The organism is Arthrobacter sp. SAFR-044 (assembly GCF_059414985.1).
Window position 1 is genome coordinate 121,274 of the sequence record NZ_JBPFDN010000002.1, and the last position, 21,199, is coordinate 142,472.

Genomic DNA, 21,199 nt, shown 5'->3' on the forward strand with positions numbered 1-21,199 from the left:
CCTAGGTGGCCTCGGTGTCGAACGGGGCGGTCTCGCCGGGGGCCAGTCGCTGGACTACCCTTTCGGGCCGCTTGGGTGCCGCTTCCGCTGCCGCTGCGGCGCCGGAAACTGCAGCCACGGCGGCGGGGGCGCCTCCGCTGACGGGCTTGGTGTCGTCGTCGAGCAGCGCTTCCTTGATGATGCGCCGCGGATCGTACTGGCGGGGATCGTACTTCTTCCAGTCGACATCATCGATGTCGATGCCCACTTCTTCCTTGATTTGTTCGCGGGCACCGTTGGCCATCCGGCGGACTTCCTTGACCAGGTTCGCCAGCTTCTGGGTATATTCCGGCAGCCGCTGGGGGCCGATCACCAGCACGCCAATGATCAGCAGAAGAATGAACTCCGGGCCGTTGATTCCAAACACTTTAGGAAGATTACCCTCTCCGGGCTGCAGGTGACGATTCCCATCCGCCGGACGGGTCGACAGTCCGTGTCATTGGGTGAACAGGGCCGCGATCTTGTTGATTCCGCGCTCCAGCCGGGCATCCAGGGGTTCCGCGGCCTGCCCTTCCGGCCGTTCCGGGACGGCGGCTGCGACCCCCTCTGCGGCGGAATCGGCAAGCCGCTTGAGGATGGGCATCGCATCGTCGGCCTGTTCGGCAGGCAGGTCGGAGCGGTATGTGATGGTGAGCCCCGCAGCCCGGTAGGTTGCGGACCACGGACTGGTACCCGACACGGCTGCACTCCCCGGAACCACAGGCGCCTGGCCTGCTGGCTCTTGCGTGACGAGGTGCTGTTCCGTGACAGTGGCGTGGTGCACGCCGTCCGTAAGCCGCAGCTCCACTGCGGGCTCCCCATCAACCACAAGCGCCCGGGCCGCCTCGACGTGGAATCCCATGGCCTGAAGGTCGGGGCACGCCCATCCCTCGGACCGCAGGGTGGCCAGTTGCGCGGTGCTCAGGCTCCTGCCGTCAGCGGGGGTCTGCGACGAGACGTGGGAAAAAGCAGCCTGGGTTCCCGCCGCTTCGCCGCCCCCTGGGTCTCCCGCTGCCGTGAAGGCCCCCACAGCCAGCACTCCGGCCGCTGCGACGGTTCCTCCGGCGGTGAGCGCAAGGGCCCGTGCGGCCATGCGGGAGGTGGCGCCCTGCTGCGCCTGGACCGGGGCGGGCACCTGGGCCGCCAGTTCGGAGGTGCGGGTCAGCAGCCGGGCCGTCAGGTCCTGGCTGGCGGGCGGAATGGGGGCATCCCGGAGGCGCTCAAGGTACTGCCGTTCCCGGCGTACGGCGGCAGCACACTCCTGGCAGGCCTCAAGGTGGCTGCCGGAGCGCTGATGCCTGCCGCCGAAAGGAATCTGGGACCTCATGTGCCGTTCAGAGGATGCCGGCGATGCGCGGCATCGAAAGCTTGCGGCGGGACTGCTGCGGGCGCGGGTCGCGGTGGGCCAGCTTTTCGCGGAGCATGGTCCGGCCGCGGTGGATGCGCGAACGGACGGTACCCAGTTTGACGCCCAACGCCTCGGCGACTTCGTCGTAGGAGAGCCCCTCAAGATCGCACAGGACCACGGCGGCACGGAAGTCCGGCGGCAGTTCCTCCAGCGCGGCCTGCACGTCCAGGTCAAGGTTGTTCAGCTCGAAGCTTTGCTCCGGTCCCGGCTCCCGGCCCGGCAGCCGGGACTCGGCATCTTCTGCCAGTGCGTCGAAACGGATGCGGGTCTTGCGCCGGGCCTGGTCAAGGAACAGGTTGGTGGTGATGCGGTGCAGCCAGCCATCGAGGGTTCCGGGCTTAAAGTTTTCCAGCGACCGGAACACGCGGACAAAGACCTCCTGGGTGAGGTCCTCGGCGTCGAACTTGTTACCGGTCAGGCGGTAGGCCAGCCGGTAAACCTTCGCGGAGTGGTTGGTGACCACTTCTTCCCAGGTGGGACGGACCCACTCATCATCGGGATTGTTTACTGCAGGGACAGGTGCCACAACTGAAGATGACATCGTCCACTCCCCTCGGAATGCTAACGCCCGGATACTGTTGACATCTCTGATTCGGCGCCGGTCACCTTTTGGATGAGCGGATACCAATCATTTCAAATTTGGCTGGGAATTTCCTGATTAGCCGAAAACTTCCGCCCTCGGCGCAACGCCTGCTTTCCCTTCCGGCCCGGCGGGACGCAGTAGGCTTGAGGAGACATTCCCCCTTTACGCCCAGAAAGCGATTATTCATGAGCGCCGACAAGTCCAGCAGCTGGTCCTATGCAGAAGATCTGCCCGCTGAGGATGAGGTCATGCTTCGGGCCCGGGAGCGTTCCTTTGAATTAGGGGTAAGCGCCATCAGTCCCGGTGTGGGCGCAGCCCTGACCGTACTGGCTGCAGCCTCCAAGGCGCAGACCGCGGTGGAGATCGGCACCGGCGCCGGCGTCTCCGGCGTCTGCCTCCTGCGTGGCCTCGCGGCGCACGCTGTCCTGACCACCATCGACGTGGACGTGGAGCACTTGCGGGCTGCCCGCGAAGCGTTCGCCGAGGCCGGCAGTCCCGCCAACCGGACACGCACCATTTCCGGCCGTGCGGGCGACGTCCTGCCGCGGCTCACCGACGGCGCGTACGACCTTGTGTTCATCGATGCGGACAAACCCGGACTCCCTGGCTACGTGGAACAGGCCATCCGGCTGCTTAAGCGTTCGGGACTGCTGGTCATCAACGACGCGCTGGACAAGGACAAGGTGGCCAACCCTGCCGGCCGGGAGCCCAACACGGTGACCCTGCGGCAGGTGGGCAAGGCCATTCGCGACGACGACAGGCTGGCTTCGGCGATGCTTCCCAGCGGGGACGGCCTGCTGGTGGCCGTCAAGAAATAGGCACGGCACACAGTGCAGCACAAAAGGTCAGGGTGCGCAGCCCGCGGGCTGCGCACCCTGACCTTTACGACTATTCGGTAACGCCCACCAGGCATTCCTTGAGGTTGGCTGCTTCGGCAGCGTTCAGTTCGACCACCAGGCGCCCGCCGCCTTCGAGCGGGACACGCATGATCAGGCTGCGGCCCTCCTTGGTGACTTCCATTGGGCCGTCGCCGGTGCGTGGTTTCATAGCCGCCATGAGGAATTCCCCTCCATTTTGTCCCAGGACTAATCAGCCCGGCGGGCTGTGTCCGCATGTCGATCAGGCCGCTATGGCGGGGTGGTTCCCCCACCGCCAAGGCTGCGCGTTTTCTGAATGCTTTTGTCCTTGCTTACCTATCATTATCGCGGAATTACCCGCACGTAGCTAATCGATGGACATTTCCCTGCACGTGTCATTCCCGCCCTGACCTGCGCGAAAGCCGGTTTTGCTACGGCGGATAATCGCCACCGCCGGGCAGCTGCGCCCACGCCCACAGCCACACGATCCAGACGACCTGCAGCAGCAGGAACATGGCCACCACTGTCCCCCGGTACGCCCTAGACCGGGACACGAACACCGCGCCCAGCGCCAGCGGAAACAGCGGCAGCAGCATCCTGAACGTGCTGGTCTGGGGGTGGAGGAATGCCAGCAGGTAACCCATGTAGCACGCGCACCAGAGCCGCAGTTCCACGCCGAGCCGCACCACCGGCGGCAGGAACAGCATCACGGCGAACAGCGCCACGAACACCAGGGGTGCAAGGATGCCCAGCACAGGACCAAAGAGGTCGACGCCGGTGTCGAACCACGGCTTGAAAGGCACCAGATCCTGGCCCCGCCAGACGGTTTCGGTTTTGGTGTACGCCTGCGGGTCCCCGGTGGCCACCCACGCGGCAGCCGGCCACGCGAGGGCAGACAGGCCGGCCACGGCGGTAAGCCCGGTGAGGGCCGCCAGGTCCTTGACCGAAGGGGCGTCTTCCTCCGGACCGCGTTGCCGTGCACGGCGCACGTGTGCGGTGGCGCGGAAGACCAGCAGCAGCCCGAGCATGGCGGCGAAGGGAACGCCGACGGGCCGGGACAGGCACAGGAGGACCACCACGGGGGCGGCCCACAGGTACCGCCGGCGCACCACCAGCAGCAGGGCCCCTGCCAGCAGCAGGAGGGACAGCGGTTCGGCGTAGGGCACCTGCAGCACAGCCGAGACGGGAAAGGCCGAGAAGAATGCAACACCCCACATGGCAGGGGAATGTGGGGCCTTATGCCGGAAGAGTGCGTAGACCGCCAGGGCAGCGCCCCAGCCGGCCAGCATTGCCACAAGGGTGAGCGAGGCGGCGGGGCTCAGGCCGGTGAGGCGGCTGAGCCCGCCTGCCAGTGCGGGGAAGAGCGGGTAGAAGGCCCAGGTGTTCTCCTGCACGTTGCCGGCCGCGTCCGTGGGAAGGACGGACGGGTAGCCATTCGCGATGACCTGGCCATACCAGCGGGCATCCCAGATATTGATAAAGTTCCAGTAATCCGGCTTCGGCGGGAACCAGGGGTTGGCGTCCTGGTGGAGCGCCGCGGCCATGAAGATGCAGGCTGAGACCAGCCGTGAACCCCCGTACAGTGCGCTGACCTGGAGCCACCACGGCCAGCCCCGGACAGCCGAAGCAGCCCGGTGGGCCAGGGTGCCGGCTGAGGCCAGCGGGCTGCGGCGGGCCACCGTGCTCACAACCCGCCCTTCCCCGGGGCAGCGTCCTCATGGACCGCCCGGTTCCCGCCCTTGCCCGCGCCCGTATCTTCCGGAACCATGCCGCGGACCGGCGCGCCGCCGTCGGAAGGCTGCTCCGTGCCGGCGCTGGCGTGCCCTTCAGTGGCCGCCAGCCGGCCCCGCAGCTCCGCCAGTTCCGCATCCCGGGCCGCCAACTGGTCCCGCAGTTCATCCAGGACCTGGTCCACCTGGTCCATCCGGTAGCCGCGCAGGCCCAGCGAGAAGCGCAGGCGGGTCACATCCTCCGGGACAGCCCGCTCCGGCAGCAGCACCGGCGGAAGGTTGGCCGGCGGCTCTTCGAATCCGTCCAGCAGGGCGGGCAGGGCGGGCCCGCCCTGGTTGCGGGAGCGCCGGCCCAGGCCGGCCCAAAGGACCGCCGCCACGAGAACGACGGCGAGGAAAACCAGAAAGAAGCTCACGGTCCCATCGTGCCAGACCGGCAGCCCGAACAGCGGCGCGCAGCTACTCCGGCCGCTGCTCCCCGTTAAGGGATGGTGTCACTCCTGCCTGCAGGACCCGGTCAACGGCTTCGGCGGGATCGTCCACGAGCTGGATGAGGTCCAGATCCTTTTCTGAGACCATGCCTTCAGCCACCAGGGTGCCCCTGATCCAGTCGATCATCGGCCCCCAGAATTCGACGCCGAGAAGCACGATGGGAAAAGACGTCACCTTGCGCGTCTGCACCAGCACCATGGCTTCGAAGAGCTCATCCAGCGTGCCCAGTCCGCCGGGCAGCACAATGAAGCCCTGCGCGTATTTGACGAACATGGTCTTGCGGGCGAAAAAATAGCGGAAGTTGATCCCCAGGTCCACCCATTGGTTGAGCCCCTGCTCGAACGGCAGTTCGATGCCAAGGCCCACCGACACGCCGTTGCCCTCCACCGTTCCCCGGTTGGCCGCCTCCATGGAGCCCGGGCCTCCGCCGGTGATCACGGCGACTCCGGCTTCGGCGAGCTTGCGCCCCACCTCCACGCCCATCTCGTAGTACAGGCTTCCCGGCTTCGTGCGGGCCGAACCAAAGACGCTTACCGCTTTTCCGATGTCCGCCAGCGCACCGAAACCCTCGACGAATTCGCTCTGGATCCGCAGGACCCGCCACGGGTCGGTGTGGACAAACTGGCCGGGGCCCTTGGTATCAAGCAGGTGCTGGTCCGACATTTCCACGGCCGCCTGCTTGCGGCGCAGCTCGAGGGGGCCTTTACGGCGCGGCTGGGAATTCTTGGCCGGATCTGCATTGATGCTCATTCCCCTAGGCTAACCTCCAACTCCAGGTATCTCTTGAATCACGATCGGCATGAACTTGGGGTGATTGGCGTCATAACGCACCGTTGTTCGCTAGATTCTTTCCTATGACTACTCATGTGCCCGGCGATGCTCTCGTCTCCCTGAACGCCGTTAACAAGCATTACGGCCAGCTGCACGTTTTGAAGGACATCAACCTGCAGGTCCGCAAGGGCGAGGTTGTTGTGGTCATCGGGCCCTCGGGCTCCGGTAAGTCCACCCTCTGCCGGGCCATCAACCGCCTGGAGACCATCGAGGGCGGAACTATCAGCATCGACGGGAAGGTCCTCCCCGAGGAAGGCAAGGAACTCGCCCAGCTCCGCGCCGACGTCGGAATGGTTTTCCAATCGTTCAATCTGTTCGCCCACAAAACCATCCTTGAAAACGTGACCCTGGGGCCGATTAAGGTCAAGGGCGTTTCCAAGGCGGCAGCCGAAAAGGATGCCATGGCACTCCTGGAACGGGTGGGCGTGGGCCATCAGGCTCCCAAGCTCCCGGCCCAGCTCTCGGGCGGCCAGCAGCAGCGCGTTGCGATTGCCCGGGCCTTGGCGATGAAGCCGAAGGTCATGCTGTTCGACGAGCCCACGTCTGCGCTGGACCCCGAAATGATCAACGAGGTCCTGGACGTCATGGTCCAGCTCGCCAAGGAAGGCATGACCATGATCGTGGTCACGCACGAGATGGGCTTCGCCCGCAAGGCCGCCGACCGGGTGGTCTTCATGGCGGACGGCCAGATCGTGGAGGACGCCACCCCGGAGGAGTTCTTCACCAACCCGAAGAGTGACCGGGCCAAGGACTTCCTGTCCAAGCTCCTCACCCACTGAGCTACCGAACAACCACACGTCAGTTCGCATCCAGGCCGGAAACCCGCGGCCATCAATGAAAGGAATGTCATGAAGGCATTTATGTCCCGGCGGAAGTCCTTCGTCGTGGCGGCTACCGCTGCCCTCGCACTCTCGCTCAGCGCCTGCGGCGGTGGAGACTCCGGCGGCTCCAGCAACCCGAGCCCGGTTGAAAAGCCGTCTTTCGCTGCCGGAACCACCATGGCGAAGCTGTCCTCCGCCGGCACCATCAAGATCGGCACCAAGTTCGACCAGCCGCTGTTCGGCCAGGTGGGCCTGGACGGCAAGCCCGTAGGTTTCGACGTCGAAATCGGCAAGCTGATCGCCGCCAAGCTGGGCATCCCTGCGGACAAGATCGAATGGTCCGAAACCGTGTCCGCCAACCGCGAGCCCTTCATCGAGCAGGGCAAGGTTGACCTGGTCATCGCCACCTACACCATCAGCGACAAGCGCAAGCAGGTTGTCGACTTTGCCGGCCCGTACTACGAAGCCGGCCAGGCCCTCATGGTGAACAAGGACAACGACACCATCAAGAAGCCTGAGGACGTCAAGGGCAAGAAGGTCTGCTCCGTCACGGGCTCCACCCCGGCCGCCACGATCGTGGACAAGTACGGCGCCGAGCTCGTCCCGGCCGCCACCTACTCCGCATGCCTGGAGCCGCTGCGCAACAAGCAGGTTGAAGCCGTGACCACCGACAACGTGATCCTCGCCGGCTTCGTTGACAAGGAACCGGACGCCTTCAAGCTCGCCTCCGAAGAAACCTTCACCAAGGAGCCTTACGGCATCGGCCTGAAGAAGGGCGACACCGAGTTCCGCAACTGGATCAATGACCAGCTCGAATCCTTCGAAAAGGACGGCTCCTACAAGAAGGCCTGGGAAGCCACTGCAGGTTCGGTCATCAAGACCGCTCCCAGCCTCCCGGCCATCAACCGTTACTAAGTAGCGTCCGCCGCGCCGCCGGGGCTGCTCAGCAGCCCCGGCGGCACAGCCTTTAATCCGTCCACGCTTACAGCCGAAGGATCTTATGGACGTCATCTTTGAAAACCTGCCCCTGTACTGGGAAGGTTTTCTCCGCACTCTCTTTCTCTCCGCCGTCTCCGGCATCTTCGCGTTGATCCTTGGCACCTTGCTGGCCGCGGCACGCGTCTCCCCGGTAGCGGCGCTGCGCGGTTTCAGCACCGTGTACGTGGAAGTCCTCCGCAATACCCCGCTGACCATCGCTTTCTTCTTCGCAGCGGTAGTGCTCCCCCGGATCGGGGTCAAATTTGAGCAGTTCGAGATCGCCGCCATCATCGCCCTCAGCACCTACACCGCCGCGTTCATCGCCGAAGCTGTCCGCTCAGGTGTCAACAGCGTGCCTGTGGGCCAGGCCGAGGCAGCACGCAGCATCGGCATGAAGTTCGGCCAGGTTCTTTCGCTCATCATCCTCCCCCAGGCACTTCGGACGGTGATCCCGCCACTGATCAACATCCTGATCGCCCTGGTCAAGAACTCCTCGGTGGCCGGCGCCTTCTTCGTCCTGGAGCTGTTCGGCTACGGCCGACAGCTGGCCAACGCCAACGGTGACGCCGTGATCACTGTCCTGCTGGGCACGGCGTTCTTCTATCTGCTCCTCACCGTTCCGCTGGGAATCCTCGCCAACACGGTGGAACGAAAGGTGGCGATTGCCCGATGAGCTCCGTTCTCTACGACGTCCCCGGCCCCAAAGCGCGCCGGGTTTCCCTCATTGCCTCCATCATCGGCGGCCTGCTGATTCTTGGCCTGCTGGCCTGGGTTGTCATGATCCTCGCCCAGCAGGGCATCTTCGAGGCCCGCCGCTGGCAGATCTTCACCCGAGCCGACGTGTGGCGCCTCCTCGGCAACGGACTCGGATCCACCCTGTCCGCTGCGGCACTCGCGGCAGTCATCGCCTTCCCCCTTGGCCTGCTGCTGTGCCTCCTGCGCATTTCGGACGCCGCAGCGATCCGGGTACCCATGCGGGTCATCCTGGAATTCCTGCGCGGCATGCCGGTGGTCCTGATGATGCTCTTCATCCTCCTGGGCTTCGGCACCTCCGCGTTCGTAGCCGTCGTGGCCGGCCTGGTGCTGTACAACGCGGCCGTCTTCGCCGAAATCATCCGTGCAGGCATCCAGTCACTGCCCAAGGGGCAACGCGAAGCAGGCCTGGCCATCGGCCTGACCAGCTACAAATCGCGCATGCTCATCGAATTGCCGCAGGCAATCCGGCGCATGATGCCCTCGCTCGTCGCACAGATGGTGGTGCTGCTCAAGGACACCTCGCTGGGCTACATCGTGGCCTACGGCGAACTGCTGCGGGCCGTCCAGGTCATGGCGGACTTCCTGGGCACGCAGTACCTGTTCCCCATCTTCTTCGTGGCAGCGGCCATCTACATCGCCATCAACATCTCGGTGTCACGGCTTGCCGTATGGATCGAGCGCCGCGGCTCCAAGAAGGCTGCGGGCGGTACGGCGAAGGCGGAACCCGATGTCCTGGAAGCCGCGGCCCCCTAGGCTTCGAAGCTGCAACCCGACGCTCCAAGAAAAAAGGTCCGGAATTCCCTTTGGGAGTTCCGGACCTTTTCGGTTGAGAACGGTCAGGCAGCGAGCCAGCTTTGCAGCGCGGCGAGGCATTTGCGGATGGCATCGGCGTGGACGTGCTCGTTGTCCTTGTGCGCCAGCAGCGCGTCGCCCGGACCGAAGTTCACCGCCGGGATGCCCAGCTCGCTGAAACGCGCGACGTCGGTCCAGCCGTATTTGGGCTTGGGTTCGGCTCCCACGGCGGCCACGAAGGAAGCGGCTGCCGGGTGCTGCAGACCGGGCCGCGCACCGGCGGCGGCATCGGTGCGGACCACGTCAAAGCCCTCCAGCAGTTCCCGGACGTGGGCTTCGGCCTGGTCCGGTGTCTTGTCCGGGGCGAAACGGTAGTTGATTTCCACCACGCAGCGGTCCGGGATGACATTGCCGGCGGTGCCGCCGTTGATTTTCACAGCGTTGAGGCTTTCCCGGTAGTCAAGCCCGTCAACGTTGATGGTGCGTGGTTCATAGGCTGCCAGGCGGGCCAGGATGGGGGCTGCGGCGTGGATGGCGTTGCTGCCCATCCACGCGCGGGCCGAGTGTGCGGCCTCCCCTGACGTGCTGGCCTCGAACCGGCTGGTTCCGTTGCAGCCGCCCTCCACTGTGCCGTCCGTTGGCTCCAGCAGGATGGCGAAGTCTCCCTGCAGCAGGTTTCCATGGTTGCGGACCAGGCGTCCCAGGCCGCTCTTGACCGCTTCCACTTCCTCGTGGTCGTAAAACACAAAGGTGACGTCCCGCTTGGGCTGCGCGCCGCCGTCGGACATTCCTGCAGCCAGCGCGAGCTGGACGGCCACCCCGCCCTTCATGTCTGTGGCGCCCCGGCCGTAGAGGATACCCTCGCCCGGAACTCCGGAGTCCCAACTGGAGGGGACGGTGCCCCTGGAACCTTCAGTCAGCGGAAGCGGGACCGTGTCCAGATGGCCGGCGAGGATGACGCGTTCGCTGCGGCCAAGTTCGGTGCGGGCGATGATGGCGTCACCGTCGCGCACCACGGTGAGTTGGGGAATCTCCCGCAGGGCGGCTTCGACGGCGTCCGCGAGCTGCTTCTCATTGCCCGACACGCTGTTGATGTCCATGAGTGCCGCCGTCAACAGCGCGACGTCCTGGTGCACGTCAAGGGTGGACACGGAAGATTCGGGGGCGGTTTCAGCAGTCACGAAGCCAGTCTAGTTCGAACCGCCCGCCCGGCCCTCGATAGACTGGAGCACATGACTGAGACCGCTTCTTCCGCCGTGCCCGAAACCCTGACCTCCACCACTGATGACCGTTCCGCCTATGGCTTTGGTGTAGCAACCATCGCCGCCGGCGATGCCACGGTCCTGGACGTCTGGTTCCCCGCACCGGCACTCGGTGTTGCAGCCGAGGACCTCCGCTCCGTGGAAAACGCCGACGAAGCCCTGACCGCCATCGCTGAGAACGGCGCAGACCAGGACCGCGGCACGGAGCAGAAGGTGGTCTTTGTCCAGATCAACCTTGACGAGGCCCCCGCCGACACCGCGGACGCCTACCTCCGGCTGCACCTGCTGTCGCACCGCCTGGTCCAGCCCAACACCATCAATTTGGACGGCATCTTCGGCAAGCTCCCCAACGTCGTGTGGACCAACTTCGGCCCCGCCGCCGTCGAGGGTTTCGAGCTGACGCGCGCCAAGCTGCGCCGCCGGGGCGCCGTCACCGTCTACGGCATCGACAAGTTCCCGCGCATGGTGGACTACGTGGTTCCCAGCGGTGTCAGGATCGCCGACGCCGACCGAGTCCGCCTGGGCGCGCACCTCGCCGCCGGGACCACCGTCATGCACGAGGGCTTCGTGAACTTCAACGCCGGGACCCTGGGCACGTCGATGGTGGAGGGCCGCATCTCCGCGGGCGTCGTGACCGGTGACGGCAGCGACGTTGGCGGCGGCGCCTCCATCATGGGCACCCTGTCCGGCGGCGGCAAGGAAAAGATCACCATCGGCGAGCGGGTCCTGCTCGGGGCGAACTCCGGCGTGGGCATCAGCATCGGTGACGACTCGGTAGTCGAGGCAGGCCTTTACGTGACGGCGGGAACCCGCGTCCGCGTGCCGGGCCCCAAGGACGAGGTGGGCGAGGACACCACCAGGATCGTCAAGGCGGCCGAGCTCTCCGGCGTGCCCAACCTGCTGTTCCGCCGCAACTCCACCACGGGCGCGGTGGAGGCCCTCCCCCGCAAGGGCCAGACGGTGGAACTGAACGACGCCCTGCACGCCAACTAATCCCTTCGTGGCACCTCTGTCTGTGGCGCGTCGACGCGGCCTGCGCCGCCTGGCGGTGCTGCTCCTCACCCTGGCACTGGCAGTGGGAGGCATTTACACGGCATTGTACTTTGTGCAGCGTTCCGAGACCCTCGTTTCGGAACGCTGCACGGCCACGGCCGGCAACCGGACCGGGGAACTGGCGCCGGACCAGGCGGCAAACGCAGCGCTGATCACCGCGGCAGCTGTCCGGCGCGGCCTCCCGCCCCGGGCCGCCACCATTGCGCTGGCCACCGCCATGCAGGAGTCCAAGCTGCGCAACATCGGACACGGTGACCAGGCAGGACCGGACTCGCGGGGTCTTTTCCAGCAGCGGCCGTCCCAGGGCTGGGGCACCGAGGCCCAGATCATGGATCCCTACTATGCCGTCAACGCCTTCTACGACGCCCTGGTGAAGATCCCCGGATACGAGACGCTGGACATTACGGACGCGGCCCAGCAGGTCCAGCGGTCCGCCTACCCCAAGGCATACGCCCAGCACGAGGAGATGGGACGCGCTTTCGCTTCCGGGCTTACCGGACAGGCACCTGCGGCAGTCCAATGCACCCTGCGCTCCCCCACCGCCGGTGGAAAGTCGGCTGCGGTGGTTACGGAACTGGAGCAGGCGTACGGGGGCGTGGATGCGCAGGTGGACGGCTCCACGCTGGTGGTGGACGCGGACGGAGCGCTTGCGTGGTCGGTTGCCCAGTGGGCGGTGGCCAACGCCAAGGACCTGGCCGTAACAAAGGTGGAAGTGGCCGGCCGCAGCTGGGACCGGCCCGACGGGGACGGCTGGCAGGCGTCCGGGGCCGCCGACGGGCAGGTGCGCATCACCGTACGGCAGGACGACGGCGGCGCCTGACGTCCGCCGTCGTCCAGCCGGCGAGGACTAGACCAGGATTTCCAGCACCGGCTGGACGTAGCTGCGGAACAGCTCAGCCTGGCCCATCAGCTCCTGGCTCATGATGATCTTGTCTGGTTCCAGGTACCACGCCCGCTGCTCGTCCAGCGGCAACTCAATAATGGTCAGCTTGAAATCCCGGGAGTCCCGTCCCACCTCCATCAGCCTGTCATCCACCATTTCCCCCAGCAGCTGGTCCGTTCCGCTGGCCACGCGTTGGGCTTCAAGCTCCGCATATTCGCTTCTGCGCTCCCTGGCCCAGGTGAGTGCGGCGCCGAAGTGGGCCTGCAGGACCCGTTGGAGGGCCGGGGAGTTACCAAATGCTTCAAAATCCGGCGGGGAGAGTTCCGGCGACGTGTGCGGGTGCGCCTTGAGCAGCTGCTCCCACCAGGCCTCCCACTCAGTTTTCAGCGCGCTGAAGCCCCCCACGTCCGAGGTCAGGTGGGTGTGGTCCGCTGAGCGGACTTTGGGTGATGCGTGGGACAGCATGGGACGCCCCACTCCGTTCAGGCCGGCCGAGTCCCGGACGTAAAGAGCAATCATCATCGGCCCGGATGTGTCGGTGGTGATCTGCCACCCTGAACCGTTTGCGTGCTGCATCCAAAGTCCTTTCCTGGCCTCCCGGTGCCGAGCGTCATGATCCGGCCCGGCCTACCCGGCTATCAGTCTATTCCCGCAGCCACTCCGCGGAAGTGCAGGACAGGCTTTTGATGGCTCACCGGGCGATCCCGTCCAGGTGCCGTTCGAGCACGTCGCGGCACATCTGCGCCGTCATCCATCCCGGCTGGAGCAAGGCGTGCATGCACAGCCCGTCCAGCATTGCCAAGAGCCGTTCCGCTTCCACCACCAGGTTCTCCTGGGGTTCATCGTCCGGGAGCAGGGTTGAGACAAGTGTGCCCACAATGGCCGCGACTTCACGGTGGCTGCGGTCCGCTTCCGCCGCAAGGAACGGCCTGATGCGTGCAGCGTTCTTGAAAGCCAGCCATGCGCAAGCCTCCACAGCTGTTTCCTCATCCAGCGGAAGCATGCCGCCCAGAAGGGTTAAAACAGCCTCCCGCTGTTCCGGGCTTGCTGCACCAGCATCAAGCACGGCGGGCAGCAGGGACTGCAGCCGGCTGACCACCCCGTCCACCACTGTGCCGAAGCTAAACACCAGGAGCTCCTCGCTGCCCTGAAAGTAGTGCCGGACAGAACCGACTGCCAGTCCGGCTTCGTCCGCCACTTCCCGAAGCGAGGCACGCTCAAGCCCGTCCACGGCAATGATGCGGAGAACCGCCTGGACCACGTCCTGCCGCCGGACGCCGGCATCTACTATTTTGGGCACCATTCTTACTAGCACACTTGTGCTTTAACTGGCGGATCCGGGGTTACGGCTCGCAAGTAATCTGCTCGCGCCGGTGCCGGCCTAGACGGTCTTGGGTGCGAGGAGGATTTGCACGGCCTCAATCCGTTTGCCCACCCCGGACGTGCCTGCCGTCGCGCCATCGGCAACCCATGATTGCCAGCCGATATCCTGTACATGCGCGCGGTAGTAGATCCTGTAATGGCTGGCCATCTCGCCGGTCAGCCTGATTTCGAACGCTTCCAAACGTAGCCCTTGCCCGACCGTGCCGATGGGATTGGCCGAAGATGTCCACGGCTGCCAGCCGATGTTTTGCACATGCCCCCGCCACTCGATGTCCCCGGTATATGCCGTGCTTGACACATTGAGGCGCAACGCCTCGAGCCGGAGTGCCAGTCCGGTTGTCCCGGCGACGGTCCCATCCGAAACGTTCGCCATCCAGCCACGGTCCTGAACGTGGGCGGCATACACGGCAGTGAAAGCCGGCGCAACCTTCGGAACCAACTCGATCGTCACAGCCTCCATCCGAAGACCCTGCCCGACGGTGCCGGCCGTGGCTCCGTCGATCCGGTAAGGCTGCCAGCCAACGTTCTGCACATGCGCTCGATACCTGATGCTGTACTGCGAGGCCAGATCCCCCGTCAGCCGCAGCTCGAACGCTTCCAGTCGCAGGCCAAGCCCTGTCGTTCCAATCGGGGACGCCGCCGTCGTCCATGGCTGCCAGCCAATGTTCTGCACATGCCCTCTCCACAGAATGTCCCCCGACAGCCGGTCTCCAGCCATCGACAGGCGCAACGCCTCCACCGGCAGCGACCGGCCGGTCGTTCCTGCGGTGGCGCCGTCCGAGACGCTCGGCTGCCAGCCGATCGTCGCCACGTGGGCCTGGTAGACCCCGATGCACGTCATGTCGTAGTCGTAAGTGCCGTCAGTCCATTGCGCGAGGTGGACGGTGCCACCGGAGAAGCTGGGATTCACACAGAGGTCGGACGCTTCACTGGCGAAGTCGAGGCGCCCTGCCGGTGACCAGACGGGCACGTCGGGAAGCTGCCATGATCCGGTGATAGCCTCCCAAGCGCTCGAATAGGAATAGATCCCGGACGGGTAGCCGGCGTCCGCCAGGGCGGCCAAGAGGCCGTAGATAACGAACCGGTTCTCCTGCCGCTGGGTTGCCGTCGAACTGGGCCAGGGCTGTTGCGGGCGGGGTTCCACGTCGACCCAGATTCTCTCCGGCCGCCATCCAACCTCAGCGAGAGACGCGAGAGCCGCGCGGCCCTCGGCGTACCCGACGTTGCGCAGCCGGTCCGGTCCGGTGCTTGCGGGCCACGGGCCGTCGTCGCCATACGTGTCGTATTGCGCGGCGGTAGGGAAGGTACTCATGGTGTAGGCCTGGGCCCGGACACCCCGGTCGACCACCCACTGGAACTGCTGCTCCAGGCAGGGGTTCTCGGTGAAGGCAAGTCCGTGTGTCAGCCCAACGACCACGAACTCCGTGTCTTCCGGCGGCATCGGAAGACCGCCCGGACACTGGGGCCACGAAACGTCATGTCCGTAGTCGACAGCTCCGGCGGGTGGAGCGAACAGCACACCGAGTGCGAGCACCAGCAAAACCGCCAGGATGCGGGGCGCGGATGCCCCGCAGCAGCGGCCAGGTCGAAGAGCACGAAGACCGGCCATGGTGGCCCCTCCTTGTCGAAGGATGACCAAAATTATCCCACCCGCCCACCTTCATCGCCAGCTACGGGGATGGCAGGCTCTACCCTCAATTCACCGCCCTGGTTCAAGGCGTGCAGACGGCTTCTGACATTCCTGGAAGATGACGCCTTACATGACAACAGCGGCGGCAGGCAGTTTTCGTGGGATAGCGTTGAGGCATGAAAATCTTGGTCACAGGGGGCACCGGCTACATCGGTTCCCACACTGTTCTTTCCCTGCAGGAAGCCGGTCACGATGTGGTCGTCATCGACAACCTGGTCAACTCCAGCGAGGAGTCGCTGCGCCGCGTGGCCGAACTCAGCGGCAAGACCGCGGAGTTCCACAACGTTGATCTGGTGGACGAGGCCGCCGTCGAGTCGGTTTTCGCCGGAAGTGGCATTGAGGCGGTCATCCACTTCGCAGGGCTCAAAGCCGTGGGTGAATCGGTGCAGGAGCCACTGAAGTACTACTACAACAACCTCGTGGGCACGCTGAACCTGGTCCGCGTCATGGACAGGCATGACGTCCGGTCCATTGTCTTCAGCTCCTCGGCCACCGTCTACGGCGAACACAACCCCATCCCGTACGTGGAAAAGATGGAAATCGGCGCGAATAACCCTTACGGGCGCACGAAGGAACAGATCGAGGACATCCTCTCCGACGTCGGCGCCGCCGACTCCCGCTGGCACATAGCACTGCTGCGCTACTTCAACCCGGTAGGCGCCCACCCGTCGGGACGCATCGGCGAAGACCCGCAGGGCATCCCCAACAACCTTGTCCCGTTCATCGCCCAGGTGGCAGTGGGCCGCCGCGAGAAGCTCATGGTCTTCGGCGGCGACTACGACACTCCGGACGGCACCTGCCTGCGCGACTACATCCACGTGGTGGACCTGGCCGAAGGACACGTCGCAGCGCTGAACCACATCGCGGACCGCACCGGCGTGTTCCGCTGGAACCTCGGCTCCGGCAAGGGCTCCTCTGTCCTGGAGGTCCTGCGCTCCTTCGAGAAGGCAGTGGGCCAGCCCATCCCCTACGAGATCACTGGCCGCCGGGCGGGAGACCTTCCAGCCTTCTGGGCCGACGCCACCTCGGCCCTGGCAGACCTGAGCTGGTCCACCACCAAAACCGTGGACCAGATGTGCGAGGACCACTGGCGCTGGCAGAAGAACAATCCCCAGGGCTACGCTTCCTGACCCCGCCCTCCCCATCGATTGCTCCGTACTTGTCGTTATGGAGCCCCAGAACGACAAGTACGCAGCAATGGATGGTGATGAAAGCGAAACGGCCGCCCACCTTGGAAGGTGGGCGGCCGTCGTCGTACTGCCTGTTGGGATTACCGGGCGGGGTAGTCCCGCTCCGGCTCGCCGATGTACAGCTGGCGCGGGCGGCCGATCTTGGTGTTCGGGTCGCTGATCATTTCGCGCCACTGGGCAATCCAGCCCGGCAGGCGGCCGATGGCGAACAGGACGGTGAACATCTTCTCGGGGAAGCCCATGGCCTTGTAGATCAGGCCGGTGTAGAAGTCCACGTTCGGGTAGAGCTTCCGCTGGATGAAGTAGTCATCGCTGAGCGCCTTCTCTTCCAGGCGCATGGCGATGTCCAGCAGTTCGTCGTTGCCGCCGAGCTTGCTCAGGATCTCGTGGGCCGTGGCCTTGACGATCTTGGCGCGCGGATCGTAGTTCTTGTAGACGCGGTGTCCGAAGCCCATCAGGCGGACGCCGTCTTCCTTGTTCTTGACCTTCTCCATGTAGTCCTCGGGCTTGAGGCCCTCGGCCTGGATCTGGCGGAGCATCTTCAGCACGGCCTCGTTGGCTCCGCCGTGGGCAGGGCCGAAGAGGGCGTTTATGCCGGCCGAAACGGAGGCGAAGAGGTTGGCGTTGGAGGAGCCCACCAAGCGCACCGTGGAGGTGGAGCAGTTCTGCTCGTGGTCCGCGTGCAGGATGAGGAGCAGGTCCAGGGCCTTGACGATAACCGGGTCCAGCTCGTACTGCTCGGCGGGGAGGCCGAAGCTGAGGCGCAGGAAGTTCTCCACCAGGTTCATGGAGTTGTCCGGGTACAGCATGGGCTGGCCAATGGACTTCTTGTGCGCGTAGGCGGCGATGACCGGCAGCTTGGCCATCAGGCGGATGGTGGAAACCTCCACCTGCTCGGCATTGAACGGGTCCAGCGAGTCCTGGTAGAAGGTGGACAGCGCGGACACGGCCGAGGACAGCACCGGCATGGGGTGCGCGTCGCGGGGGAAGCCGCCGAAGAAGCCCTTGAGCTCCTCGTGCAGCAGGGTGTGGCGCCGGATCTTCTGGTCGAACTCGTCCAGCTCAGTGGGAGTGGGCAGGTTGCCGTAGATCAGCAGGTAGGACACCTCGAGGAAGCTGGAATGCTGCGCCAGCTGCTCGATGGGGTATCCGCGGTAGCGCAGGATGCCCGCATCGCCGTCGATGTAGGTGATGGCGGAAGTGGTTGCTGCGGTGTTCATGAAGCCGGGGTCGAACGTCACGGCGCCGGTCTGCTTCAGCAGTTTGGAGACGTCGTAACCTTCGTTCCCTTCAACAACCTGGATGCGCGGGAGCTTCAGCTCGCCACCTGCGTGGAGCAGGGTCGCAGCATTGTTGGTCTCAGTCATGGAGTCCCCTTCATGAGGCGTCTTTGGCCTCTGTCGAAAGCTTGATCCAATATCAGGTGAGCCGTGCACTGAGCCTGAGAAGACAGGTTCCAACACCCGGGCTGCCTTCTTGTAGAAAGCCACCATTGATCGTCAACTTAAAAAGTACCGCTCCTTGGCGGGTGTCACTAATCCGCAGGCTTCCCCGACGGCCTGAAATGCCCGGGATGTGGGGCGAGTCACACGAATATTACGCAGCCTTAGGAGCCGGATCCGGCCAGCCGTTCCACGGCGGCGTCGATCCGCTCGTCGGATCCGGTCAAGGCCACGCGGACATAGCCGTTGCCTGCCTCTCCGTAGAAGACGCCCGGCCCTACCACGATGCCGCGGTCGGCGAGGCGGGCCACGGTGTCCCATGTGCCCTCCCCTGCCGTCGACCACAGGTACAGCCCGGCGTCGGACTCCTTGATCTCCAGGCCGAAGTCCAGCAGCGCGGGCACCAGCCGTTCACGCCGGCCGCGGTACAGGTCTTTCTGGGCCTCGACGTGCGCGTCGTCGCCCAGCGCCACCCGCATGGCCTCCTGGACCGGGTACGGCACGATCATGCCCGCATGCTTGCGGCTGTTGACGAGGTTGGGCATCAGGTCAGGATCACCGGCAACGAAGGCCGCCCGGTAGCCCGCCAGGTTGGACTGCTTGCTGAGCGAGTACACAGCGAGCAGGCCCTGGTGCGAGCCGCCGGCCACGCGGGGATCAAGGATGCTGGGGACGCGCCGGCCACCGCGCTGGACGTCCCAGTCGCCCCAGCCGAGCTCTGCGTAGCATTCGTCAGAGGCCACCACAGCGCCCAGTTCACGGGCCTGGTCCACCAGCGCCTTCAGTGACTCCGCGTCGCGGACGCTACCCGTGGGGTTGCCCGGCGAATTGACCCAAATGAGGCGCACGCGTGCACGGGTGGCGTCATCGAGCTCGTCCAGGTTGTCCGTTGCAACGGACGTGACCCCGGCAAGGGTCGCGCCGATATCGTACGTGGGGTAGGCCACCTTGGGCCGTACGACGACGTCTCCGGGCTTGAGGCCCAGCAGCAGCGGCAGCCACGCAACGAGTTCCTTGGAGCCCACTGTGGGCATGATGTTCCGGGGGTCGATGCCCGATACGCCCCGGCGGCGTTCGAACCAGCCGGCAATGGCCTCCCGAAGTGCCGGCGTGCCGTGGACTGTGGGATAGCCGGGAGCATTGGCGGCCGCCTTCAGGGCGTCCTGCACCAGCTGCGGGGTGGGATCCACAGGGGTGCCGATGGACAGGTTGACTGCGCCGCCCGGGTGCTCCGCGGCCTTGGCCACGTAGGGGGCCATGGCCTCCCAGGGATAGTCGGGCAGGTCCAGGCCAAAGGAATTCACTGCTGCGGTCACGTTTCCGTCCGAGTCAGTGGTCTTGGTTCTGCGGCGGCAGGGCGGCGATCATCGGGTGGTCCTTGCCCGTGTTGCCGATCTTGGCCGCTCCGCCCGGGGAGCCGAGGTCGTCGAAGAATTCAACGTTGGCCTTGTAGTAGTCAGCCCATTCTTCCGGGGTGTCATCTTCGTAGTAGATGGCCTCCACCGGGCACACCGGCTCGCAGGCGCCACAGTCGACGCACTCGTCCGGATGGATGTACAGCGAACGCTCGCCCTCATAGATGCAGTCGACCGGGCATTCCTCAATGCATGCCTTGTCCTTAACGTCCACACACGGCTGCGCGATTACGTACGTCACGTCCCTGGCCTCTCCACGTTGGGTTCCGGCTTCCCCGCCGGCTCTTGCGTCCGGCAGCAGGGCCGGACCATTGACATCTGAGCCTATTATCCCCCAGCCCGTTCCCGCGAACCTAGCCGGGCGCCCTAGTATGAACTGGTGAGTCAGCCAGTACCTGCACCCGCCCGCTTCCTTGCCGCGGCCGAGCCCGGCACCCGGGTGGTGGTGCGCTACCGGATCGAAGGTGGCCTCACAGACGCCCTGGGCCACCTGCTGGCGTGCGACGCTGGTTCCTGCACCATCCGCACCCGGCAGGCCGACGTCGTCGTCCCCCTTGAGCTGGTGGTGGCAGCGAAGCAAGTTCCGCCCGCTCCCCCGCGGCGCTCGAACGCACGCTGAGCGCAGCTCTCACTGCGCAGGGGCTGTCCATGCACACCCACTCCCGCCGTCATTGCGCGGTGCGGTACATTGCCAGAGCCTGCTGCACCATCTGCACGAACCCGTCCGGCTCGTTAAGCAGCATCTCAAACGTCACCCGCAGGGTTGGAACACCCTGGACAACGGTGACGTTCCACCGGCGCCGGTCCTCGCGGTAGGCCTCCCGGCTGCTGTGGTGGGCATGGCCGTCGGTTTCAATACCGAGCAGGCCGTCAACGAATAGGTCCAGGTGTCCCATCCCGGGGATCCTGACCTGCAGCTCAACCGTGTGCCCGGCTTCCTCCAACAGGTACCGCGCCATCGTTTCGATGATGGACCCGGATTGGGGGCGGATCCGTCCCACCAGCTCCCTTAGGCCCTTTTCGCGGACGGCCGGAAACCGGTCCCGCAGTGCCGGAAGTTGGATGAGCCCGTTCTTGACCGCGGATTCAGCAATCGTCAGTCCCTCCAGGGGCGCCAGGCAGCGCAGCGACTGGCACACGACGTCCAAAGATGTCAGCGGAATCTTGCTGCGGTGGACGATACAACCAGGGACCGGCCGCCCGTGCGGCGCGGCCAGATGCGGCCTGTCCGGGTGCCTCACTACCCACAGGCCAGCGGCACTGGCAGCCGACACGCACCCCAGGACCGCGTGGTGGCGCCCCGCGTGAATGAGTACAGGATCCGCCTGCGCGTGGGCATAGACGCCGCGGGCAATCCTCTGGACCGAGCCCCCGGCCACTCCCGACTCCAGGCTTCGGCGCGAAACTCCGGCCGTTGACAGTGAGTGGATGCTGGCAACGCCACCCAGGGCAGCCAGGGCTTCCGAAACAGTTGGCATAACTGCATGCTCGCCCTTTGCGGAGCGGGACGCAGGGCCTGGGAACCGCTATGTGGAAAAGCTTCCGTGCGCTGTGACAGCGCGGCTCGTTGCGCAGGGGCTGTCCCTGCACAATGAGCCTCCGATTCGTTGCGCTG

The 21,199-nt window shown here is 65.4% G+C and carries 24 protein-coding genes; 9 read left to right on the forward strand and 15 right to left on the reverse strand.

All coding sequences use genetic code 11. From position 1 onward, the window contains the following. Position 1: 1 nt before the first annotated feature. The 3 genes from ACR65J_RS03260 to sigE form a co-directional block, all read right to left on the reverse strand. A complete protein-coding gene (locus ACR65J_RS03260) occupies positions 2 to 406 on the reverse strand; it encodes a twin-arginine translocase TatA/TatE family subunit (RefSeq protein WP_440166045.1) in 405 nt (134 codons plus the stop codon). Positions 407 to 475: 69 nt separating this feature from the next. Then, positions 476 to 1,345, reverse strand: coding sequence for an anti-sigma factor (locus ACR65J_RS03265; RefSeq protein WP_440166047.1), 870 nt, complete (start codon positions 1,343 to 1,345; stop codon positions 476 to 478). Between the two features lie 7 nt (positions 1,346 to 1,352). Further along, positions 1,353 to 1,967: an RNA polymerase sigma factor SigE gene (gene sigE, locus ACR65J_RS03270; protein ID WP_159631489.1), complete on the reverse strand. Its 615-nt coding sequence runs from the start codon at positions 1,965 to 1,967 to the stop codon at positions 1,353 to 1,355. Between the two features lie 227 nt (positions 1,968 to 2,194). Here sigE and ACR65J_RS03275 point away from each other — a divergent pair, with 227 nt between their 5' ends. Continuing rightward, the gene (locus ACR65J_RS03275) at positions 2,195 to 2,827 is read left to right on the forward strand and encodes an O-methyltransferase (RefSeq protein WP_440166049.1); all 633 of its coding nucleotides are present in this window, start codon (positions 2,195 to 2,197) and stop codon (positions 2,825 to 2,827) included. 70 nt (positions 2,828 to 2,897) lie between these two features. Here ACR65J_RS03275 and ACR65J_RS03280 read toward each other — a convergent pair whose 3' ends face one another. From ACR65J_RS03280 to ACR65J_RS03295, 4 genes are all read right to left on the reverse strand, one after another. Beyond that, positions 2,898 to 3,065, reverse strand: coding sequence for a DUF3117 domain-containing protein (locus ACR65J_RS03280; RefSeq protein ID WP_009357720.1), 168 nt, complete (start codon positions 3,063 to 3,065; stop codon positions 2,898 to 2,900). Positions 3,066 to 3,297: 232 nt separating this feature from the next. Then, positions 3,298 to 4,554: a putative hexosyltransferase gene (locus ACR65J_RS03285; RefSeq protein WP_440166051.1), complete on the reverse strand. Its 1,257-nt coding sequence runs from the start codon at positions 4,552 to 4,554 to the stop codon at positions 3,298 to 3,300. Continuing rightward, on the reverse strand, positions 4,551 to 5,012 hold the full coding sequence (locus tag ACR65J_RS03290; protein ID WP_440166053.1) for a DivIVA domain-containing protein: 462 nt from the start codon (positions 5,010 to 5,012) through the stop codon (positions 4,551 to 4,553). The genes ACR65J_RS03285 and ACR65J_RS03290 overlap by 4 nt, the downstream gene beginning before the upstream one ends. Before the next feature lie 43 nt (positions 5,013 to 5,055). Next, positions 5,056 to 5,838 carry an LOG family protein gene (locus ACR65J_RS03295; RefSeq protein ID WP_440166054.1) on the reverse strand — a complete coding sequence of 261 codons (783 nt, stop codon included), beginning with the start codon at positions 5,836 to 5,838 and terminating at the stop codon, positions 5,056 to 5,058. Between the two features lie 104 nt (positions 5,839 to 5,942). On the opposite strand from ACR65J_RS03295, the gene ACR65J_RS03300 reads away from it, so the two are divergent. From ACR65J_RS03300 to ACR65J_RS03315, 4 genes are all read left to right on the forward strand, one after another. Continuing rightward, entirely contained in the window at positions 5,943 to 6,698 is a 756-nt protein-coding gene (locus tag ACR65J_RS03300; RefSeq protein WP_026265670.1) for an amino acid ABC transporter ATP-binding protein, read from the forward strand. Between the two features lie 69 nt (positions 6,699 to 6,767). Then, positions 6,768 to 7,655: a glutamate ABC transporter substrate-binding protein gene (locus tag ACR65J_RS03305; RefSeq protein ID WP_440166057.1), complete on the forward strand. Its 888-nt coding sequence runs from the start codon at positions 6,768 to 6,770 to the stop codon at positions 7,653 to 7,655. Positions 7,656 to 7,740: 85 nt separating this feature from the next. Further along, positions 7,741 to 8,391, forward strand: coding sequence for an amino acid ABC transporter permease (locus ACR65J_RS03310; RefSeq protein ID WP_440166059.1), 651 nt, complete (start codon positions 7,741 to 7,743; stop codon positions 8,389 to 8,391). Next, positions 8,388 to 9,227: an amino acid ABC transporter permease gene (locus tag ACR65J_RS03315; protein ID WP_440166061.1), complete on the forward strand. Its 840-nt coding sequence runs from the start codon at positions 8,388 to 8,390 to the stop codon at positions 9,225 to 9,227. The genes ACR65J_RS03310 and ACR65J_RS03315 overlap by 4 nt, the downstream gene beginning before the upstream one ends. A gap of 83 nt (positions 9,228 to 9,310) precedes the next feature. Here the strand turns inward: ACR65J_RS03315 and dapE are convergent, their stop codons facing one another. Further along, positions 9,311 to 10,447, reverse strand: coding sequence for a succinyl-diaminopimelate desuccinylase (gene dapE / locus ACR65J_RS03320; RefSeq protein WP_440166063.1), 1,137 nt, complete (start codon positions 10,445 to 10,447; stop codon positions 9,311 to 9,313). A 51-nt stretch (positions 10,448 to 10,498) separates the two neighbouring features. On the opposite strand from dapE, the gene dapD reads away from it, so the two are divergent. Continuing rightward, positions 10,499 to 11,521 (forward strand): 2,3,4,5-tetrahydropyridine-2,6-dicarboxylate N-succinyltransferase, encoded by a 1,023-nt coding sequence (gene dapD / locus ACR65J_RS03325; RefSeq protein ID WP_440166065.1) that lies wholly within the window; start codon positions 10,499 to 10,501, stop codon positions 11,519 to 11,521. Positions 11,522 to 11,543: 22 nt separating this feature from the next. After that, positions 11,544 to 12,401, forward strand: a complete 858-nt coding sequence (locus ACR65J_RS03330; protein WP_440166649.1) for a transglycosylase SLT domain-containing protein — start codon at positions 11,544 to 11,546, stop codon at positions 12,399 to 12,401. Positions 12,402 to 12,428: 27 nt separating this feature from the next. Here ACR65J_RS03330 and ACR65J_RS03335 read toward each other — a convergent pair whose 3' ends face one another. From ACR65J_RS03335 to ACR65J_RS03345, 3 genes are all read right to left on the reverse strand, one after another. Next, on the reverse strand, positions 12,429 to 13,040 hold the full coding sequence (locus ACR65J_RS03335; protein WP_440166067.1) for a hypothetical protein: 612 nt from the start codon (positions 13,038 to 13,040) through the stop codon (positions 12,429 to 12,431). 115 nt (positions 13,041 to 13,155) lie between these two features. Continuing rightward, positions 13,156 to 13,764, reverse strand: a complete 609-nt coding sequence (locus ACR65J_RS03340) for a TetR/AcrR family transcriptional regulator (RefSeq protein WP_440166069.1) — start codon at positions 13,762 to 13,764, stop codon at positions 13,156 to 13,158. 81 nt (positions 13,765 to 13,845) lie between these two features. Then, a complete protein-coding gene (locus ACR65J_RS03345; RefSeq protein WP_440166071.1) occupies positions 13,846 to 15,456 on the reverse strand; it encodes a hypothetical protein in 1,611 nt (536 codons plus the stop codon). 197 nt (positions 15,457 to 15,653) lie between these two features. On the opposite strand from ACR65J_RS03345, the gene galE reads away from it, so the two are divergent. Next, positions 15,654 to 16,667, forward strand: coding sequence for a UDP-glucose 4-epimerase GalE (gene galE, locus ACR65J_RS03350; RefSeq protein WP_440166073.1), 1,014 nt, complete (start codon positions 15,654 to 15,656; stop codon positions 16,665 to 16,667). Positions 16,668 to 16,807: 140 nt separating this feature from the next. On the opposite strand, the gene ACR65J_RS03355 is transcribed toward galE, so the two are convergent. From ACR65J_RS03355 to fdxA, 3 genes are all read right to left on the reverse strand, one after another. Next, positions 16,808 to 18,094, reverse strand: a complete 1,287-nt coding sequence (locus ACR65J_RS03355; RefSeq protein ID WP_056334606.1) for a citrate synthase — start codon at positions 18,092 to 18,094, stop codon at positions 16,808 to 16,810. A 239-nt stretch (positions 18,095 to 18,333) separates the two neighbouring features. Then, positions 18,334 to 19,485: a succinyldiaminopimelate transaminase gene (dapC, locus tag ACR65J_RS03360; protein WP_440166075.1), complete on the reverse strand. Its 1,152-nt coding sequence runs from the start codon at positions 19,483 to 19,485 to the stop codon at positions 18,334 to 18,336. Positions 19,486 to 19,498: 13 nt separating this feature from the next. After that, positions 19,499 to 19,825: a ferredoxin gene (gene fdxA, locus ACR65J_RS03365; protein ID WP_013601705.1), complete on the reverse strand. Its 327-nt coding sequence runs from the start codon at positions 19,823 to 19,825 to the stop codon at positions 19,499 to 19,501. Between the two features lie 138 nt (positions 19,826 to 19,963). Between fdxA and ACR65J_RS03370 the strand changes: the two genes are divergently transcribed. Further along, positions 19,964 to 20,203: a putative acetyltransferase gene (locus tag ACR65J_RS03370; RefSeq protein WP_440166077.1), complete on the forward strand. Its 240-nt coding sequence runs from the start codon at positions 19,964 to 19,966 to the stop codon at positions 20,201 to 20,203. A 49-nt stretch (positions 20,204 to 20,252) separates the two neighbouring features. On the opposite strand, the gene ACR65J_RS03375 is transcribed toward ACR65J_RS03370, so the two are convergent. Next, positions 20,253 to 21,062 carry an endonuclease domain-containing protein gene (locus ACR65J_RS03375; protein WP_440166079.1) on the reverse strand — a complete coding sequence of 270 codons (810 nt, stop codon included), beginning with the start codon at positions 21,060 to 21,062 and terminating at the stop codon, positions 20,253 to 20,255. Positions 21,063 to 21,199 lie beyond the last annotated feature (137 nt).